This window comes from Isoalcanivorax indicus (assembly GCF_003259185.1).
Taxonomy (GTDB): Bacteria; Pseudomonadota; Gammaproteobacteria; order Pseudomonadales; family Alcanivoracaceae; genus Isoalcanivorax; species Isoalcanivorax indicus.
Map to the genome: position 1 here is coordinate 2,058,953 of NZ_QGMP01000001.1, position 17,371 is coordinate 2,076,323.

17 protein-coding genes and 2 tRNA genes are annotated in these 17,371 nt (G+C 63.8%); 12 read left to right on the forward strand and 7 right to left on the reverse strand.

Features of this window, described 5'->3' with window-relative positions; genetic code table 11:
- Positions 1 to 65: 65 nt before the first annotated feature.
- Positions 66 to 512, reverse strand: coding sequence for a hypothetical protein (locus DKW65_RS09380; protein WP_111656996.1), 447 nt, complete (start codon positions 510 to 512; stop codon positions 66 to 68).
- A 132-nt stretch (positions 513 to 644) separates the two neighbouring features.
- A complete protein-coding gene (locus tag DKW65_RS09385; protein ID WP_162925789.1) occupies positions 645 to 2,864 on the reverse strand; it encodes a patatin-like phospholipase family protein in 2,220 nt (739 codons plus the stop codon).
- 158 nt (positions 2,865 to 3,022) lie between these two features.
- Here DKW65_RS09385 and DKW65_RS09390 point away from each other — a divergent pair, with 158 nt between their 5' ends.
- Genes DKW65_RS09390 through DKW65_RS09410 form a run of 5 tightly spaced genes read left to right on the forward strand, consistent with a single transcriptional unit; the run spans position 3,023 to position 6,573 of the window.
- Complete coding sequence (locus DKW65_RS09390; RefSeq protein WP_111656998.1) at positions 3,023 to 3,667, forward strand: hypothetical protein; 645 nt, start codon at positions 3,023 to 3,025, stop codon at positions 3,665 to 3,667.
- Positions 3,664 to 5,538: a bifunctional tRNA (5-methylaminomethyl-2-thiouridine)(34)-methyltransferase MnmC2/FAD-dependent 5-carboxymethylaminomethyl-2-thiouridine(34) oxidoreductase MnmC1 gene (gene mnmC, locus DKW65_RS09395; protein ID WP_111656999.1), complete on the forward strand. Its 1,875-nt coding sequence runs from the start codon at positions 3,664 to 3,666 to the stop codon at positions 5,536 to 5,538. Before DKW65_RS09390 ends, mnmC begins: the two co-directional genes overlap by 4 nt.
- The gene (locus tag DKW65_RS09400; protein ID WP_111657000.1) at positions 5,535 to 5,945 is read left to right on the forward strand and encodes an MAPEG family protein; all 411 of its coding nucleotides are present in this window, start codon (positions 5,535 to 5,537) and stop codon (positions 5,943 to 5,945) included. Before mnmC ends, DKW65_RS09400 begins: the two co-directional genes overlap by 4 nt.
- A gap of 23 nt (positions 5,946 to 5,968) precedes the next feature.
- Positions 5,969 to 6,280, forward strand: coding sequence for a type II toxin-antitoxin system RelE/ParE family toxin (locus DKW65_RS09405; protein WP_245932450.1), 312 nt, complete (start codon positions 5,969 to 5,971; stop codon positions 6,278 to 6,280).
- Positions 6,280 to 6,573, forward strand: coding sequence for a HigA family addiction module antitoxin (locus DKW65_RS09410; protein WP_111657001.1), 294 nt, complete (start codon positions 6,280 to 6,282; stop codon positions 6,571 to 6,573). The genes DKW65_RS09405 and DKW65_RS09410 overlap by 1 nt, the downstream gene beginning before the upstream one ends.
- Before the next feature lie 13 nt (positions 6,574 to 6,586).
- Here the strand turns inward: DKW65_RS09410 and DKW65_RS09415 are convergent, their stop codons facing one another.
- Both DKW65_RS09415 and DKW65_RS09420 read right to left on the reverse strand, forming a co-directional pair.
- Positions 6,587 to 6,832, reverse strand: coding sequence for a YheU family protein (locus DKW65_RS09415; RefSeq protein ID WP_111657002.1), 246 nt, complete (start codon positions 6,830 to 6,832; stop codon positions 6,587 to 6,589).
- Between the two features lie 109 nt (positions 6,833 to 6,941).
- Positions 6,942 to 8,438: a flavin-containing monooxygenase gene (locus DKW65_RS09420; protein WP_111657003.1), complete on the reverse strand. Its 1,497-nt coding sequence runs from the start codon at positions 8,436 to 8,438 to the stop codon at positions 6,942 to 6,944.
- 78 nt (positions 8,439 to 8,516) lie between these two features.
- Here DKW65_RS09420 and DKW65_RS09425 point away from each other — a divergent pair, with 78 nt between their 5' ends.
- Positions 8,517 to 9,221 (forward strand): TetR/AcrR family transcriptional regulator, encoded by a 705-nt coding sequence (locus DKW65_RS09425; RefSeq protein ID WP_162925790.1) that lies wholly within the window; start codon positions 8,517 to 8,519, stop codon positions 9,219 to 9,221.
- On the opposite strand, the gene DKW65_RS09430 is transcribed toward DKW65_RS09425, so the two are convergent.
- Positions 9,170 to 10,297, reverse strand: a complete 1,128-nt coding sequence (locus DKW65_RS09430) for an alkane 1-monooxygenase (protein WP_211315763.1) — start codon at positions 10,295 to 10,297, stop codon at positions 9,170 to 9,172. The genes DKW65_RS09425 and DKW65_RS09430 overlap by 52 nt on opposite strands.
- Before the next feature lie 162 nt (positions 10,298 to 10,459).
- Here DKW65_RS09430 and DKW65_RS09435 point away from each other — a divergent pair, with 162 nt between their 5' ends.
- From DKW65_RS09435 to DKW65_RS09445, 3 genes are read left to right on the forward strand one after another with little or no spacing between them, the layout of a single operon-like run.
- Positions 10,460 to 10,915, forward strand: coding sequence for a Fur family transcriptional regulator (locus DKW65_RS09435; protein ID WP_111657005.1), 456 nt, complete (start codon positions 10,460 to 10,462; stop codon positions 10,913 to 10,915).
- Positions 10,909 to 12,201, forward strand: a complete 1,293-nt coding sequence (locus DKW65_RS09440; protein WP_111657006.1) for a peptidoglycan DD-metalloendopeptidase family protein — start codon at positions 10,909 to 10,911, stop codon at positions 12,199 to 12,201. Before DKW65_RS09435 ends, DKW65_RS09440 begins: the two co-directional genes overlap by 7 nt.
- A gap of 30 nt (positions 12,202 to 12,231) precedes the next feature.
- Positions 12,232 to 13,572, forward strand: coding sequence for a dihydroorotase (locus tag DKW65_RS09445; RefSeq protein WP_111657007.1), 1,341 nt, complete (start codon positions 12,232 to 12,234; stop codon positions 13,570 to 13,572).
- A gap of 75 nt (positions 13,573 to 13,647) precedes the next feature.
- Here the strand turns inward: DKW65_RS09445 and DKW65_RS09450 are convergent.
- Positions 13,648 to 13,723 (reverse strand) — tRNA-Gly (locus DKW65_RS09450).
- Positions 13,724 to 13,729: 6 nt separating this feature from the next.
- Positions 13,730 to 13,805 (reverse strand) — tRNA-Glu (locus tag DKW65_RS09455).
- Between the two features lie 152 nt (positions 13,806 to 13,957).
- Here DKW65_RS09455 and DKW65_RS09460 point away from each other — a divergent pair.
- The 3 genes from DKW65_RS09460 to DKW65_RS09470 all read left to right on the forward strand — a co-directional run bounded on the left by DKW65_RS09460 (position 13,958) and on the right by DKW65_RS09470 (position 17,249).
- On the forward strand, positions 13,958 to 14,617 hold the full coding sequence (locus tag DKW65_RS09460; protein ID WP_111657008.1) for a glutathione S-transferase family protein: 660 nt from the start codon (positions 13,958 to 13,960) through the stop codon (positions 14,615 to 14,617).
- A gap of 77 nt (positions 14,618 to 14,694) precedes the next feature.
- Entirely contained in the window at positions 14,695 to 15,333 is a 639-nt protein-coding gene (locus tag DKW65_RS09465) for a response regulator (protein WP_245932452.1), read from the forward strand.
- A 2-nt stretch (positions 15,334 to 15,335) separates the two neighbouring features.
- The gene (locus DKW65_RS09470) at positions 15,336 to 17,249 is read left to right on the forward strand and encodes a sensor histidine kinase (protein ID WP_111657009.1); all 1,914 of its coding nucleotides are present in this window, start codon (positions 15,336 to 15,338) and stop codon (positions 17,247 to 17,249) included.
- Positions 17,250 to 17,371: the final 122 nt, after the last annotated feature.

Below are 17,371 nucleotides of genomic sequence, written 5' to 3' on the forward strand. Positions count from 1 at the left end.
AAAAAAAGCCCCGCCGGGTACGCGGGGCATGTACGCTGCTATCAGGCAGAAGCAGAACAAACCGATCAATTCATGCTCAATTCCAGATTCGGGTTGAAACTGGCGTCGCCGAGATCCGCCAGCCAGGTCTCCACAAAGGTCTTGAGTGTGTCATCGCCCCGGGCACCCCGGGCACGCAAAAAGGCTTCGAAGGACACGCGTCGTCCCGCGTATTCCACCACCGGCGCGTTCAGATCCAGGTCCAGATCAATCGCCAGATACTCCAGATTCTCGGCCAGTTGACCGTTCACTACGGTAGCCAGCAGGGTCTGATCCCCACATGGCAGGTTGAGCACGGCTTCCACCTGGTGATAACCGATCAGCTCAGCCTCCAGCAGGGCCTCCATCTGCGGTGCCAGCGCGCTGTCTTCTGCAGCGGCGCTGCACAGGGCGCTACTCAGGGCGGGATGCAGTTCTGCGCGAGCCGACAGCATGAGGCTGAGCAGGAACAGCGCAGCAAGATAGCGGCGCATGGGAATCTCCAGTTATTTTCACTGGCGGCAATTATACGAAAAAATAACCAAAAGAAACCCTTTCAAAACACATTTACTACGCCGAACGGATGAACGGCGGGTCAGAGTACGCGGCGTGACCCACATGGCCGTTCAGCGAAACAACTGGCCTACGAACAGATTCACCGAACGATGGCCGCCTTCCGCCAACCCCAACGACAGGTAGGCCGGGCCCACCGGGGTGTCCATCCCGAGAAAGGCGCTGCCCGCCGTAATGGCATTGCGGGCACTCATCTCGCTGCGTATTTCCCAGACATTCCCGCGCTCCAGCGAGGCTCCGGCAAACAGCGGCAAGCGAGAGGGCATGCTGCTTTGCGGGCCCAGCGGCACCAGGGTCACCAGCCGCGTCATGGCGCGATGCATGCCCCAGCGACTGCGCGGCGCCAGGCCGGACAATTCCAGAAAACCACCGATGGGCACGATATTGGCCAGATCCTGTTCGTCGGTGTCGCTGACACTCAGGTCGCCTTCCAGCAGCCAGCTGACCCGCCCGGTGGACAGCGCCCAGGTGGCCTCGCCGCTGAAGCGGCGAAAGCGCTGCTCTGCGCGCAGCTCGGGGTCATGCCACTGCCACTGGCTTTTCCAGCGCAGGCCGCGACGCGGAAAGGCCAGATCATCCAGCGTATCCCAGCCCAGACCGACCAGATAATAACCATCGTCGTAGCTGCCCTCGCCGAGGTCCATTCCACCCCGCAACGCCACATCACCGCGTTTGCGCACCACACCGACCCGCACTTCACCGCGCTGACGATAGAGCTGGCGCCCCAGCGCCAGGCCGGCCTGGCGTTCACGGCGCTGATAGGAGGCAATGGCCTCGTCCTGGATGGTGTCATCAAACAGATCAATGCGCTCTGCCTGGTAGAGCAGTTGCGGCTCGATGAAATAACGCATGTGGTAATCCAGCGGCTGTACAAAACGCCCTTCCAGACGCGGCGTCGTGCCGATATCCGAGCGCAGGAAGGCGGTGCCCCCCAGCCGGTTCAGGCCCGCCATGCGCAGACTGGCCCCCACGCCGAACTCCGAATCCCCGCGAAAGTCATCGCTGATGCGCAGCCCCACACGCAGGAAGTTGCTGCCTTCCTGACGCCGCTGGGACACCAGCAGCAAACCGGTCTGCCCGTTCTCCTCGATCACCCGGTAACGGATCTGGCGAAAATAATCGAGCCCGTAGATCGCCGAGATATCCTCGTGCAGGCGCGCCCGATCCAGCGGCTGATGCAGCGGCTGGCGCAGCAGATTGCGGATCACCCGGTCGTCCACCGGGCTGTCATTATTGACGCGAATGAAATGAATGACCGGTGGCTCACCGGGCGCCACCGGTCGGTCTCCGACCGGCACCGGCACCGGCACCCTCCCCTGTGCTTGCAGCGCCGCCACCGCAGCGTGGTATCCGGCTTCCAACGCCGCATCCACTTCCCCGAAACTGCTGTTGGACACCGATTCCAGCTGCGGGCGAATCAGCAGATCGTGCGCCGCCAGCGAGGCCAGTTGCTGGTCACTGTTGCCGCGCACCATCAGTCCGGTCAACTGATCCATCACGTCCACCAGAGACTGGATATCCTCCCGTTTCCGGCGCGGCGTCCCGACATCCACCACCACCAGACGGGTCGCTCCGAGGTCGCGCGCCACATCCACCGGGATGTTGTTGACCACACCACCGTCCACCAGCAGGCGCCCATCCAGGTCCACCGGCTCCAGCAGTCCGGGGATGGACATGCTCGCCCTGACCGCCGTACTCAGACGGCCGCCATCCAGTACTACCTGCTCGCCCGAGACCAGGTCTGCCGCCACGGCACGAAACGGGATCGACAAGGCATCAAAGTCATCCACCCGATCCACTGCCACAAACAGGTCATCCAGCATGGCGGTCATGTGCTGACCCTTGAGCACACTGCGCGGCAACACGATACGCCCGCGGGCCATATGCAGCCGGTAATCCGCCGCCAGCCCGGCATCCAGTTGCCGGAAGATATAAGGCTGATCCTGACGCGGCGACCGGTCGGTAAAGGCCAGCCCCCAGTCCGTGCCCCGGGCCACCCGCTCCAGAGCCTCCGCATCCAGGCCCGAGGCTCGCAAGGCGCCGACAATGGCGCCCATGCTGGTGCCCACAATCAGATCCACCTGCACGCCATATTCCTCCAGCGCGCGCATGACCCCGACATGGGCAAGACCGCGCGCGCCACCGCCGCTGAGGACCAGCGCCACACGTTCTGCCCCGTCCTGCTCCGCCTGCACCTTCCCCGGGCTCCACGCCAGACCACCCGCCAGCACGATAGCGGCCAGAACAACACCACCCACTCGTTTCCTGCGCACCGTACCGTCCTCCGCTGACTTAACCTTCACCACCCGTGCCGATACCTTAACGCATCATGCCATCCTCAACCTCTGAACCCGTTCTGACAGCGCCGCACCTGCTTCGCTATACTCCGGCCATCCATACCCGATACGCCCGGAACGAGGACCTGTCGCGAATGATGCCGCGTCTGTTGATCACTGCCCTGCTGTGCACCCTGTTGCTGGCCACCACAGGCTGCACCCGCGAACTCGTGATGACCGATCAGGAGCGGATCAACGAGCGCATCCCCTGGGAAATCCCGACCCCTGAGGTGGACCTGAATGCCTGGCAAGCCCCGGCGCAGCTCGGCACCTTCAGCTATCAGGGCGATATCAGCCTGGACCAGCGCCATTTGCGCATGCTGCGCTATACCCGTCTCCGCGACGGCAAGGAACAGCGTCTGGAGCTGCAACTGTTCCCCATCCCCGGCGGCTGGGACGACATGCCGCCCAGCCGTCTGATCGCCGGTCAGTACGGCCCGCAACGCCAGCAACTCGGTGAGCGCGCCCTGCATCGCGGCGCGCTGGAAGTGGTGGTGACGGAAGAGCGCGCGGACGTTGAAGACGCCTTGCCACTGCCTGTGGCGGTCGGCCATCTGCAGCAACAATACCGGAACACTCGCGCCGTCACGCTGCTCAGTGTCACCGCCCTGCCCCCCGTGTTTGTCAGCGCCACCGTGACCGGCCACCCCGATCAGGCGGATGATCTGGATGTGGCCGTACGCGAAGCGCTGCTGGCGTTTGCCGCCGCCAACGCCGGGAGCGCTGACGCCTCACCATGACACCCGGCCCCTTCGCCACCCCGATCACGCCAGCCGAACTGGACTGGCAGGCCGACACCCCCGTGGCACTGGCCTACGATGATCCCTACTTCTCACGTGAGGACGGGGCGGCCGAAAGCCGCCATGTCTTTCTGGACGGCAATGCCCTGGGCCGTCGGTTTGCGGCCCTGCCTGCGGGGGCACAGTTCGTGATTGCCGAAACCGGCTTTGGCACCGGGCTGAATCTGCTTTGCGCCATGGATCAGTTTCTGGCCAGGGCGCCCGCAGACAGCACCCTGCATTTCATTTCCATTGAAAAGCATCCGCTGAGGCCTGCGGACCTGCGCCGCGCGCACAGTCACTGGCCACAGTTTGCCCCCCTGACCGAGGAACTCGCACAGGTCTATCCGCCGCTGGCACCGGGCCTGCATCGACGCTGGCTGTGTGGCGGGCGGATAGCCCTGACCCTGATCTTTGCCGACGTGCAGGAAGCGCTGGCACACCTGCACGCCCGGGTCGATGCCTGGTTCCTTGACGGCTTTGCCCCGGCACGCAATCCGGATATGTGGCAGCCGACTCTGTTTCGCACCATGGTCCGACTCAGTGCGCCGGGCGCCAGCTTCGCCACCTTCACCGCCGCCGGGTTTGTGCGCCGGGGGCTGGCCGCCGAGGGCTTTGCGGTGCAGCGGGTGCCGGGCTTTGGCCGCAAACGCGAGATGCTGGTCGGTACCGCCGCCGGTGACTGGCGCCCGGCACAGCCGACCACCGGGCGGGCGGCCATCATCGGAGCAGGCCTGGCGGGGGCCACCTGCGCCCGCGCCCTGGCAGAGCGAGGCTGGCAGGTCACGGTCTTCGATCCCGAAGGTATCGCCCAGGGCGCCTCCGGCAATCTGGCCGGTGTGGTCTACACCACGCCCAGCCCCCATGCGACGGCGCAGAACCGGTTCTATCAGAGCAGTTACCTGAACGCCCTGCACTGGTTGCAGCGCTACACCTTCCCGGCCACCGACAACGACGGCGCGCTCAGTGGTGTGCGCCAGTATCCGCCCGACGGGCGCCAGCAGGCACGCCAGACCGGCGCCCTGCACAGCGGCCTGTGGCCGACGGATCAATTGCAAGCCTGCCCCGATCACGATGGCCTGCTGCTCCCCGGCGGCGGCTATATTCGCCCCCCGGCCTGGTGCACCCATCTGCTTGAGCATCCCCGCATCACGCTGGTGAAACGGCGTGTCATCGACATGGGTGAGCACCACAACGGCTGGTATCTGACGCTGGACGCTGGCGCCCCTCATGTCGCCGACATCACCGTGCTCGCCAATGCTGCCGCCGCCCGTGAACTGTGCGGCCTTGACTGGCTGCCGCTGAAACAGATTCGCGGCCAGGTCACCTATTGCCGGGCCACGGACGCCAGCCGCCGCTGGTCACAGGCCATTTGCCACAGTGGCTATCTGACACCGGCTCTGGACGACCTGCACTGTGTGGGGGCGACCTTCGATCTGCACCGCCATGATCTGCAGCCTGAGGCCGCCGATAACGAGCGCAATCTGGCCGAACTGGCCGCTCAGGTGCCGGATCAATGGGCTGAGTTGGGTGGCGCCGAAGTACGCGTCGTTGGCGAGCGCGTCGGCCTGCGCTGCCAGAGCATCGACTTCCTGCCACTGGCCGGGGAGGTGCCCGATGCCCGGGCCGTACCGCACGCGGTACGGCCCGGACTCTACATGAGCATTGCCCACGGCAGTCGCGGCATCACCGGCACTCCCCTGTGCGCGGAACTGATCGCCGCCCTGGTCAATGACGAACCCCTGCCCGTGGACAGCGCACTGCGTGGCGCCCTGGCCCCGGCACGCTTTATTCTCAGACAACGCAAAAAACAACCGGAGTGGACCCCATGAATACCGCACTGCTGCTACCTGTCACCGCCCTGTACACCGGCCTGTTCCTGCTCCTGATACTGGTGTTGGCAGCCAACGTGGTACGCCAGCGTCTTGGCGGCCAGGTGTCCCTGGGCGACGGCGGCAACCGGACCCTGGCGCAGGCCATTCGTGCCCACGGTAACGCCACCGAATATGTGCCGGTGGTGCTGATCGGCCTGGCCGTACTGGAACTGACCGGCGCACCGGGCGCCGCGCTGCATCTGTATGGCGGGATCTTTTTCCTGGGGCGCCTGCTGCATGCCATCGGCATGACCCGCCCCCGCGCCGTCAACAAGGCGCGCCAACTGGGCATTGCGCTGAGCTGGCTGATCATGCTGGCGATGGCCATCCACCTGATCGGCTGCAAAGTCCTGGGGCTTTCTTGAAGGAGCTTGCCTGAAGGCACTTGTTGCGCAGTGCGCATCACGCTACACTGCGCATCATGATTAAATCATTCCGCCACAAGGGACTGCAGCGGTTCTATAGCACAGGCAGCACACGCGGCATCCGTGCTGACCACGCAAACAGGCTGCGCATGCAGCTTGCTGCGCTTGATACTGCCACGGTCGTCAGCGATATGGACATCCCCGGCTTCTACCTGCATGCCTTAAAGGGCAAAAGCCGGGCGCGCTGGTCAGTCCGCGTCAACGGCAACTGGCGGCTCACGTTCGAATTCAGGGATGGAAACGCCTATATACTTGATTACGAGGATTATCACTGATGAGCATGCATAATCCGCCACATCCCGGTGAATTCATCCGCGACGTCTACTTGTTGCCTTTTGGTATCAGCACCCGTCAGTTGGCCGCCAGGCTGGATGTTTCACCCTCTACGCTTTCACGGCTGCTGAAGGGTGATAGCGGTATCAGCCCCGAAATGGCGCTGCGCCTTGCCAAAGCCATTGGACGCTCACCAGAAAGCTGGCTTGCCATGCAGGACATGTATGACCTGTGGCTGGCACGTCAGAGTGTCAACCTGGATCACATCAAGCCGATGGATTTTGAAGCTGCCTGAGGACCACTCGGCATCAGCGCTCTTCTCCGGTACCGAGACCCGCCTCCTGCATCTGGCGGCGGGTCAGCAGTGACACGGTTTCGGTGGCCTCGTCGAACCAGATCGCCATCTCGCCCTGCGCCAACAGGCGCTCCACTTGCGTGACGCGCTCGGACAGCGATATTTCCCGCTCACCGTAGTCAGTGCCATCGCGGGTCACGAACTCTTCGATCAGGTTCTGCAAGGTCTCGGCGGGGATAGCCTGGGGAGGGACACGCATGTTCGGTTCCGGGGCAGTAACTCGGGGCACACAGTCTGGTATGGGAAGCCCTGATATGCAAAGCCCCGGCGCCCCTTGAGGGCACCGGGGCCGGGCATGGCGATCCGTCTCAGGCCGTTGCGGTCTTCGGGCTCACCGGCACCGCGCTGAAGCTGTAATCGTCACGGCGGTAACGACGAGTGCGCAGCCAGAACTGGAAGGTGAAACCCGGCCACAGGGCGGTGATCTTGCCGTTCTTGTGCTTGTACCAGCTGTCGCAGCCGGTGGCCCAGATCGAGCCCGCCAGACGCTCCTGCAAACGCCGGTTGTAACCGGTCTGCACCGCCTCGCGCACTTCGATCTCCTCACTGCCCTGCTGCTGCATGTCATTGATCAGGCGCTGGATCAGCTCCGCCTGGCTTTCGATCATGAACACCATGGAGCTGTGCCCCAACCCGGTATTCGGGCCGATCATCAGAAACAGGTTCGGGAAGCCATGTACGGTGGTGCCCAGATAAGCCTCTTCCCCATCCACCCAGGCGTCGGCCAGCGTCTGGCCACCGCGTCCGGTGACCGCATGGGCGATCGGATTCTCCGTGGCGTAAAAGCCGGTGCAGAAAATGATGGCATCGATCTCACGCTCGGTACCGTCGGCCGTGACAATCGAGTGCTCGCGGATCTCACGAATACCGTCGGTAATCAGCGACACATTGTCCTGCTGCAACGCCGGATACCAGTCGTTGGAAATCAGAATACGTTTGCAGCCGATGGTGTAGTCCGGTGTCACCTGCTCGCGCAGTACCGGGTCTTTCACCTGGCGACGGATGTGCAGCTCGGCCACTTTCTGGAAAACCTTCATCAGTGCCGGATTGAGCACCATGCCCATGACGCGGGCTTCATGCCCCCAGTAGATAGCGTTGCGATGCAAACGACGGGTGGCGGGCAACGCCTTGAACAGCGTCTTTTCCAGCCCGGTGTAAGCGCGGTCGGGACGCGGGATCAACCAGTTCGGCGTGCGCTGGTACACATCCAGACGACCCGCCACCTTCGCGACTTCCGGCACCAGCTGAATCGCCGACGCCCCGGTGCCGATGACGGCCACACGCTTGCCGCTCAGATCATAGTCATGATCCCAGCGCGATGAGTGGAAGGTCTTGCCCTGGAAACGCTCGACACCGGCAATCTCGGGCAGCTTCGGTTCGGCCAGGCCGCCATTGCCCATGACCAGCGTCCGACTGGTCAGGCTGGATTGGCTGGTGCGCACCGTCCAGCAGGCACGCTGCTCGTCATACTCGGCCGCTTCCAGCGTATTGTCGAAACGGATATGGCGCAGCAGGTCATAATCCCTGGCGATACGCTGCAGGTAGGCATACAGCTCCGGCTGGGTCGGATACTTGCGTGACCAGGCCGGGTTGGGGGCGAAGGAGAACGAATAGAGATGCGAAGGCACATCGCAGGCCGCACCGGGATACTGATTGTCGCGCCAGGTACCGCCGACATCCTGCGCCCGCTCAAGAATCACGAAGTTGTCCTTGCCCTGCTCCTTGAGACGAATGGCCATGCACAGGCCAGCAAAACCACTGCCGATGATGGCGACGTCGAATTGGGGGTGCGTCACGTTATGCATCCTCTTGGGTAAGCTTCTTTTTCTGACAACAGATGATGTCACTTTACTTCTGACAATATGCCATGTCAACATGGCGCCATGACAGACACGCCTTCCACCTCACGCTCCACGGCCAACCGCCCGGCACACGGCCGCGCCTATCGCGGCGTCAGCATTGAACAGCGCCGGGCCGAGCGGCGCGAGAAGCTGATTCAGGCCGGGATCAACGTCTTTGGCAGCACCGGCTTCCAGGGCACCACCGTGCGCGCCCTGTGCGCCGAGGCCGGGCTGACCGAACGCTATTTCTACGAGTCCTTCAGCAACAGTGAAGCCTTGCTGTGCAACATCTATGTGCGCCTGACGGACCAGATCCGCGACAAGGTCAGTGGCGCCATCAGCCGCCAGCAAGGCGAGCCCGACGCCATGGCCGACGCGGCGTTGACCGCCTATTTCGAATTCCTGCACGACAACCCCGGCGCCGCGCGCATCATCATGACCGAGATCATTGGTGTCAGCCCCGAGGTCGATGCCCTGTACCGCAAGGTCATGAACGATTTTGCGGCGTTTCTGCTGGTGGTCTTCCGGGGGCTGCATCCCGAGCGAAGCCCGCATGCTGTTCAGGACACGTTGATCGCCACCGGCATGATCGGCGCGCTGGTCAACATGGCCATGCGCTGGCTGCTGAATGACTTCAAGGAAAGCGTCACCGACATGGTGGCCGCCGCACACTTCATACTGATCGCCGTCAACAATCAGTTGTTACGCACAAAGCCATCGTTGATCCGCGACCGATCGCCGTCGTAGTGCTTGATGACGCGCGGGTCCATGACCCGAAACCACAACGGCGGCACCCACGCCAGAACGATCATCGAGGCATAGCCTCCGGGCAACTGCGGCGCTTCATCAAAATGTCGCAGCGACTGATAGGAGCGAGTGGGAAACGCATGGTGATCGGAATGACGCTGTAGCTGATACAGAAAGATATTGGTCACCCGGCGATTACTGTTCCACGAATGCTCCGGTCGACAGGGCTCATAGCGACCATTGTCTTTCTTCTGCCGCAACAACCCGTAGTGCTCGATATAATTCACCACCTCCAGCAGCTGGAAGCCGAACACCGACTGGATCAGCAGGAACGGCAACACGCCCCAGCCCAGCCAGACCAGCAACACGCCCCACAGCAGCACCGACATGCCCCACGCCTGCAGATTATGGTTGTGCCAGTGCCACACCGGTTTGCCTTCTTTCTGTAACCGCACCGCTTCCAGCTCCCAGGCCGAACGCAGGCTGCCAAATACCACCCGCGGCAAGAACCGGTAGAAACTTTCGCCGAAGCGCGATGAAGCCGGGTCTTCCGGCGTGGACACGCGCACATGATGGCCCCGGTTATGCTCGACAAAGAAATGCCCGTAAAACACTGGCGCCAGCGCCAGCTTGGCCAGCGTGCGCTCGAAACGATTGGTCTTGTGGCCGAGTTCGTGGGCCGTGTTGATGGCGATGCCCATGGCCGTGCCGGTGGTAATGGCCAGGCCCAGGTAGCTGTACCAGGGCAAGGACGCCGTGGCCGCCACCTGCGCCGCAACCAGGAACGCCCCGTACTGGAACACCACCGCGATCCACACCGCCACCCGGTAATAGCTGTCCTGCTCCAGATGCGGCACCACCGACTCGGGGGGATTTTCGGTTTCCTCGCCCAGCAGATGGTCGAGAATCGGGATACCGATAAACACGAAGATCGGACCGAACCACCAGAACAACGCCAACCCGGTGCGCTCCACCAGGCCAATCGCGGCCAGCGGCAACAGCATCGTCAGCGTACTGAGCAACCACAGATAGCGGCGCTTGTCGGTCCAGCCCTGTTGCAGCGTTGCCTCGCCCACGGCACACCTCCGACTGATCGTTTTTTATACAAACAGATTACGCCTGCACTCTGCCGTGGGCAATATTGGTGCACGACCACTAACGCAACACTGTTGCGTTAGTGGTGCCCATCTCGCTAGACTGCCCACACTCGACAACCCGGGACTGACCGACAAACGCTCATGAATGCCCCCGCGCGCACCCAACTTGCCGAGGCCGGCCTGCGCTGCACACCGGCCAGCGAAACCCTGCTCACCCTGTTCATGGCACAGCCGGGCCGTTACCTGTGCCACCATCAGGCTGCCGAAGCCCTGCACAGTGAAGGGGTCGCCATTCACCGGGTCACGCTGTATCGACTGCTCAACCGCCTGGCCGGGGCCGGGCTACTGAACGAACAGATCGGCGAGGACCGCGTCAGCCGGTTTGCCTGGCTGACCAGCCCTGAGCCTCGCTGTGAAAGCCATTTCGAATGCCGCCGCTGTCATAACCTCTACCAGCCGGGCGCCCCTGACGCGCCCCTGATCCGTTTGCTGGAGCAACTGGCCACCGACCCGGCCTGGCAGGCCCATCAGGCAGACCAGATCAGTCTGACCTTGCGCGGCCTGTGCGCCCGCTGCCGGGAAGACCGCCCATGCTGAAGCGCCCCCCTTCTCCACATTCCCCGCATCGTCTGGCTCTGGCAATGCTGTCAGGGTTACTGGTTGCCGCCCTGATCGCCCTGCGCCCTGCCCCGGTGACCGGCCACCTGGTGCACCGGTCCGATGGCTGGCTGACACGGCAACTGGCTCCACCGGCTGAGGCCCACGAACCGCTCGAACACCACTATCAGGTCAAACCCGGCGATACGCTCGGCGGCATCTTTGGTGATCTGGGGGTGGATCGCGCCGCCCTGCGCGGCGTGCTCGCGGCCGATACGGAATTGCTCGCCCTGGATGTCCTGCACCCCGGCCAGCAGCTGCGCTTCACCTTCGACAGTGACCACCGCACACTGGCGCAACTGACCCTGATCCTGCACCCGGGGCACCGGATTCATTATCACCGCGCCACGGCGTCGGTGTTCGAATTCGAGGAAGAAGTCCAGCCTACCTACTGGCGCCAGCAGACCTATGCCGGCGTGATTCAGGGCACCTTCTATCAGACGGCGCGGCATGCGGGATTGCGTGACCGGGACATTATCGAAGCCCAGCGAATCTTCGATGAACGTATCAATTTCCGCCGCGATCTGCGCGCCGGCGACACCTTTGCACTGGTGCTGGGCAGCGAGTTCACCGAAAGCGATGAACCCACCGGCCGCCGCCGTATTGAAGGCGTGCGCCTGCTGGCCCGGGGTACGGCCCACAACGCCTTTTTGCACGATGACGGCAACTACTACGACAGCCACGGCGAAAGCCTGAACCGCGCCTTCCTGCGCTACCCCACCGTGGCCCGATACCGCATCAGTTCCCCGTTCAACCTGCGCCGCAAGCACCCCGTTACCGGACGTATCGCGCCCCACCACGGCGTTGACTTCGCCACGCCGATCGGCACGCCGATACTCAGCACCGGCGACGGCGTGGTGACCCGCGTCGGCAACCACCCTTTCGCCGGCAAGTATGTGGAAATCGAGCATCACGGGGCCTTCAAGACACGTTATCTGCACCTGGATCGCATTCTGGTGGCACGCGGTCAGCAGGTCAGCCGTGGCGATCGTATTGCGTTGTCCGGCAATACCGGGCGCAGTACCGGGCCACACCTGCATTTCGAACTGCACGTCAACAACCGGCCGGTGGATCCGATGACCGCCGACATCCCCATGGCCCAACGCCTTGCGGATAGCGAACTGGATGCGTTCAGGCAACGCGCCGCGCAGTTGGCCGCACGACTGGACCGCAGTGACCTGCGGCTGGCACAGCAGCAAATGCGCAGCGCCCCGCCGGGCACATGACCCTTTCTTTCCTGCCCACAAGGACACCGCATGGCCTCCCCCTCCCGCTTCGCTGATCTGATCATTCGCCAGGGCACGGTCATTACGCCCGGCGGGCCGGTGCTCGCAGATGTCGTGTGCAGCGACGGCCTGATTGTGGCGCTGGACAGCCGCGGCTGGCAGGCAAAGGACACCATGGAGGCCCAGGGCCTGCACGTCTTGCCAGGCGTCATCGACAGCCAGGTGCACTTTCGTGAACCGGGGCTGACCCACAAGGAAACGCTGGAAGCGGGTACACGCGGCGCGCTGCTCGGCGGTGTCACCGCTGTGTTCGAAATGCCCAATACGCACCCCCTGACCCTGTGGCAAGACGATCTGCAGGACAAGCTCGACCGCGCAGCCGGGCGCGCCTGGTGCGATTACGCTTTCTATATGGGCGGCGCAGCCGCCAACGCCACACACCTGGCAGACCTGGAAACCCTGCCCGGCTGTGCAGGCATCAAGGTCTTTATGGGCAGCTCTTTCGGCGATCTGCTGGTCGACGAGGATGATGTTCTGCGGCGCATTCTCAGCCACGGCCATCGCCGGGTGGCCATCCACGCCGAAGATGAAGCCCGGCTGATGGAGCGCCGCGCCCTGGTGGAGGCCTCTGCGGACGTACGCGATCATCCCCGTTGGCGCGATGAAGAAAGCGCCCTGCTGGCGACCCGCAAGATCCTTCGTCTGGCCGAGGAAGCGGGTCGCCGCCTGCACCTGCTGCACGTTTCCACGGCGGCAGAAATGGCCTTGCTGGCCCGACACAAGCGCAGCGTCAGCGTCGAGGTCACACCGCACCACCTCACCCTGACGGCACCGGAGTGCTACGAGCGACTGGGCAGCCTCGCACAGATGAACCCCCCGGTGCGCGACCGCCATCATCAGGCGGCGCTGTGGCAGGCCGTGCGCGACGGTGTGGTGGATGTGCTGGGCAGCGACCATGCGCCGCATACTCTGGAGGAAAAGGCCCGCCCCTACCCGAACAGCCCCAGCGGCATGACCGGGGTGCAGACACTGCTGCCGATGATGCTGGATCACGTCAACGCCGGTCGGCTGAGCCTCATGCGCCTGGTGGACCTGACCAGCGCAGGGCCAGCCCGGCTCTTCGGCCTGCCCGGGCGCGGTCGCATCGCGGTAGGCCAGAGCGCCGCCCTGACCCTGGTCGACATGAACGCCCGCCGCCGCATCGAAAACCGCTGGATCGCCAGTGTAAGCGGCTGGACGCCCTATGATGGTGTGACGGTGCAGGGCTGGCCGGTGGCCACTGTACTGCGCGGCCAGTTGGTCATGCGAGACGACGACGTCATCGGCCCGCCTCTGGGCAGCCCGGTGCGCTTCGACGAGACCCGCCGCTGACCGGGCGGCCAGAGAACAGGCCAAAACGCAGCAGACAAAAAAGCCGGCGCTTTTCAGGGCCGGCTTTTTCGAATTTGGAGCGGGAAACGAGGCTCGAACTCGCGACCTCAACCTTGGCAAGGTTGCGCTCTACCAACTGAGCTATTCCCGCATTAAGTGGCGTCCCCTAGGGGATTCGAACCCCTGTTACCGCCGTGAAAGGGCGGTGTCCTAGGCCTCTAGACGAAGGGGACCCCGGACGCCCCGGGGTTACCCCCGAAAGCGGCGCAAAGGATAACAGGCGCTGCGATGACGTCAAGGGAAAAATCGTTCGATGGTTGCTGCCATTGACCCCTGCCCGGCACCTTGTTCTGATAAGCCGCATCATGAACAGATGAGGCTCCTCATGGCGATCAAACTCTATGGCGCGGCGCTGTCGCCCTTCGTCCGCAAGACCCGGGTGTTTCTGGCCGAAAAGGACATTCCCTTCGAATCGGTGCATGTCGATCCCTTCAATGCGCCGGAAGACTACAGCAACATCAACCCCCTGCGCCGCATCCCCGCCATGGAGCACGATGGCCGGCTGCTGGCCGACTCGGCCGTGATCTGCGCCTACCTGGAGCGCGCCTTCCCGGAGACACCCGCGCTGTATCCCATGGACGCGGCGGATTACGCCCATGCCCTGTGGCTGGAGAAATACGCCGACTATGAACTGGCCCCGCTGACCACCTTCACCGTATTCCGCAACCGGGTGATCATGAAGTTGATGGGCAAGCCCAGCGATGAAGAACGCATCGCGCGCGCCCTCACCGAAAAACTGCCGCCGCACTTCGCTTACCTGGAAAGCCAGATCAAGGGCCGGGAATGGCTGGCCGGAGAGCAGTTCTCCATCGCCGATATCGCCGTGGCGTCCCAGTTCGCAAACTTTGCCCACGGCGGCGAGCATCTCGATCCGCAGCAGTACCCGTCGCTGGCCGCGCATGTGGACAAGGTGCTCTCCCGGCCCAGCTTCAGCGCCCTGCTGGAGCGTGAAAACAGCTTCGTGGCCAAGCTGCGCGGCGGCTGACGCCTGCACTCTGCCTTATCCCCCCAAGGGCAGGTATGCTAGGGCAACACTGATAACAACCATTGGGGGGACCAGACGTGATCAGTCTGGCCATGGTGGAAGATGATCCGCAGTTCCGGCATGCGGTGCGCCGGGCTGTGGAGGCCACCGACGATATCCGGTTAACCGCCGAAGCCGGGAACTGCGCCCAGGCCAACACCTTGCTGGACGGACCCGCCCACGACGTGCTGCTGGTGGATCTGGGGCTGCCTGACGGCTCCGGCATCAGCGTCATTCAGGCCGCCCGCAGGCGCTGGCCGGATTGCGCCATCATGGTGGCCACCCTGTTTGACGAGGCCCAGCCGGTGCTGGACAGCGTGCGCGCCGGCGCCACCGGTTATCTGCTCAAGGACGCCCTGCCCCCACAGGTCGCTGCCCACATTCGCATGCTGCACCAGGGCGGCAGCCCGATCAGCCCCATGATTGCGCGGCATCTGCTGGTTGAAATCGCCCCGGAAACCCCGCAACCCGAGACCGCACTGTCAGCACAGGAGCAGAATGTCCTGGCGCTGATCAGCCAGGGCCATGCGATGGCGGACATCGCCCAGCGCCTGGGCGTCTCCCCCTGGACCGTACAGACGTATATCCGCCGCATTTACCAGAAGCTCGGGGTGAACTCGCGCGCCGGTGCCGTCAGCGAGGCCTGGCGGCTGAATCTGCTGGGCAGGCCAGACTGAGCATGGCCCCGGGCGCGCGGTTACTGTGGTGGGCCAGCCTGTGCCTGCTCTGCGCCGGCACGCACGCCGCCAACGCCGTGCATCAGGCCGAGCGCCTGACCCTCACTGCGGACAGTCCGCACTTCATGGCGCCACCGCCCCGGATCGACGTCCTCCCCGACACAGGCTGGCAGCGGGTCTCGCTACCCGATGTCGCCCTGCCTCGGGACGGCCAGGGTGAGGGCATCACCACCACCTGGTATCGGCTGCCCGTCCCCGCGCCCCACGACAACCCCACCCTCTACCTGCCCCGCTGGCAGACCGTGGGGCAGGTCGCGATCTATGGCGATGGCGTCCTCTTGTGGCGCTCATCGGGCGACCTGGTATGGAACGGTTTCAATCGGCCCGTCTGGCTGCCGCTGACACCCCTGGATGGCCGTGCCGCCCCCGGCGAACTGTTGATCAGGATGGATTCGGTCACCGGGTTGGGCGGCGGCCTGAGCCGGGTTTATCTGGACGATACAGATGCCCTGATCTGGCGCTACCGAACACGTCTGTGGCTGCAAGCGGTACTGCCCGGCGCCATCGCGCTGGTCTTCCTCACGCTTGCCGCCTTCGGGCTCAGCCTGCGCCACTCACGAGAAGACCGCACCCTGTCACGCCTGTTTCTGGCAGCCGCCCTGCTGTTTGCCCTGCGTGGCCTGCATTTCTCCGGGCCCCTGGATACCCGCCTGATGTCGTCAGACTGGTTCGGCTGGCTGACGGTCAACGCCCTGCTGGGGCTGGTTCTGGTCAGCCTGCTGTTCAATCTGCGCTTGTGCCAGCGCCGGCTGCCCTGGCTGGAATACACCCTGGGAGGCTCCCTCCTGCTGGCGTTGCTCACCAGCCTGCCGCTGTTTCAGGCGTCCGAGCAGATTGTCGCCCTGGCAGGGGCCACCTACGGTATCGCCCTGTTGCTCTCGTCAGGGGCTTTCACGCTGGTGGCAGTTCTGGCCTGGCGCAGCGGCATCCGCTCGGCGCAAGTGCTGGCCACCTGTAATCTGATCGGTTTGCCGCTGGCCGCCCATGACCTGCTGCTGATGCAATACCAGATCAATCTGGAACATCCTTATCTGCTGGTGTACTGGGAAATCACCTTCTGCCTGCTGTTCAGCCAGATTCTGTACCGCCGCTACCGGCAAGGGGTGGACGCCCTGGAGCATCATCGCCGCATCCTTGCGGACACGCTGGCCCGTCGTGAACAGGAGCTGGACGCCAGCTACCGCAAGCTGCGCGAAGTGGAACAGCGGGAACTGCTGGCGCTGGAACGACAGCGGCTGATGCGCGACATGCACGATGGCCTGGGCGCCACCCTGACCAACGCCCTGCACATCGCACAGCAGCATCGCGGCGAGGACGACACCCTGACCCGAACACTGCAGGAGGGCATCGACGAGCTCAGGCAGACCCTGGACTCACTGACCCCGGTCGGTAACGACCTGACCACCTCGCTGGCAACACTGCGTTATCGCTTGCAGCCCCGACTCGAAGCCGCCGGACTGACGCTGCACTGGAGCATGGACGCCCTGCCGGCACAGCACACGCTGACCGCAGAGCACATTCGCCATGTGCTGAGCATTCTTCAGGAAGCCATCACCAATATTCTCAAGCACAACCGCGCCGACACCCTGCATTTCAGCACGCGGATGGATCACGGCGACGTGCTCATCGAACTCACCGACAACGGCACGCCGTTCTCGCCCCAGAACTTGTCTACTGCCGAGACCTCGTCTGTTGAAAGACGCGGCCGAGGGCTGACCAATATTCTCAGCCGCGCGGCCACAATCCAGGCCAAGGCCAGTTGGCAACCTGACACTGTCGGCACCCGCTTCACATTGCGCGTGCCCGGCACTCGCCCAACACACCACCAACCGGTACCGCATCAAACTCCGTCCTGAGGCGTGTCTTTTTTATCAACCCGTCTAGACGCCTGATAACTTTTTGTATAGTTACGGCGCGAACCGTCACTTTCTGTGCCTCCGACTGATGCTTTCGGTCAATCAGGCTCCCCCCCACCGCT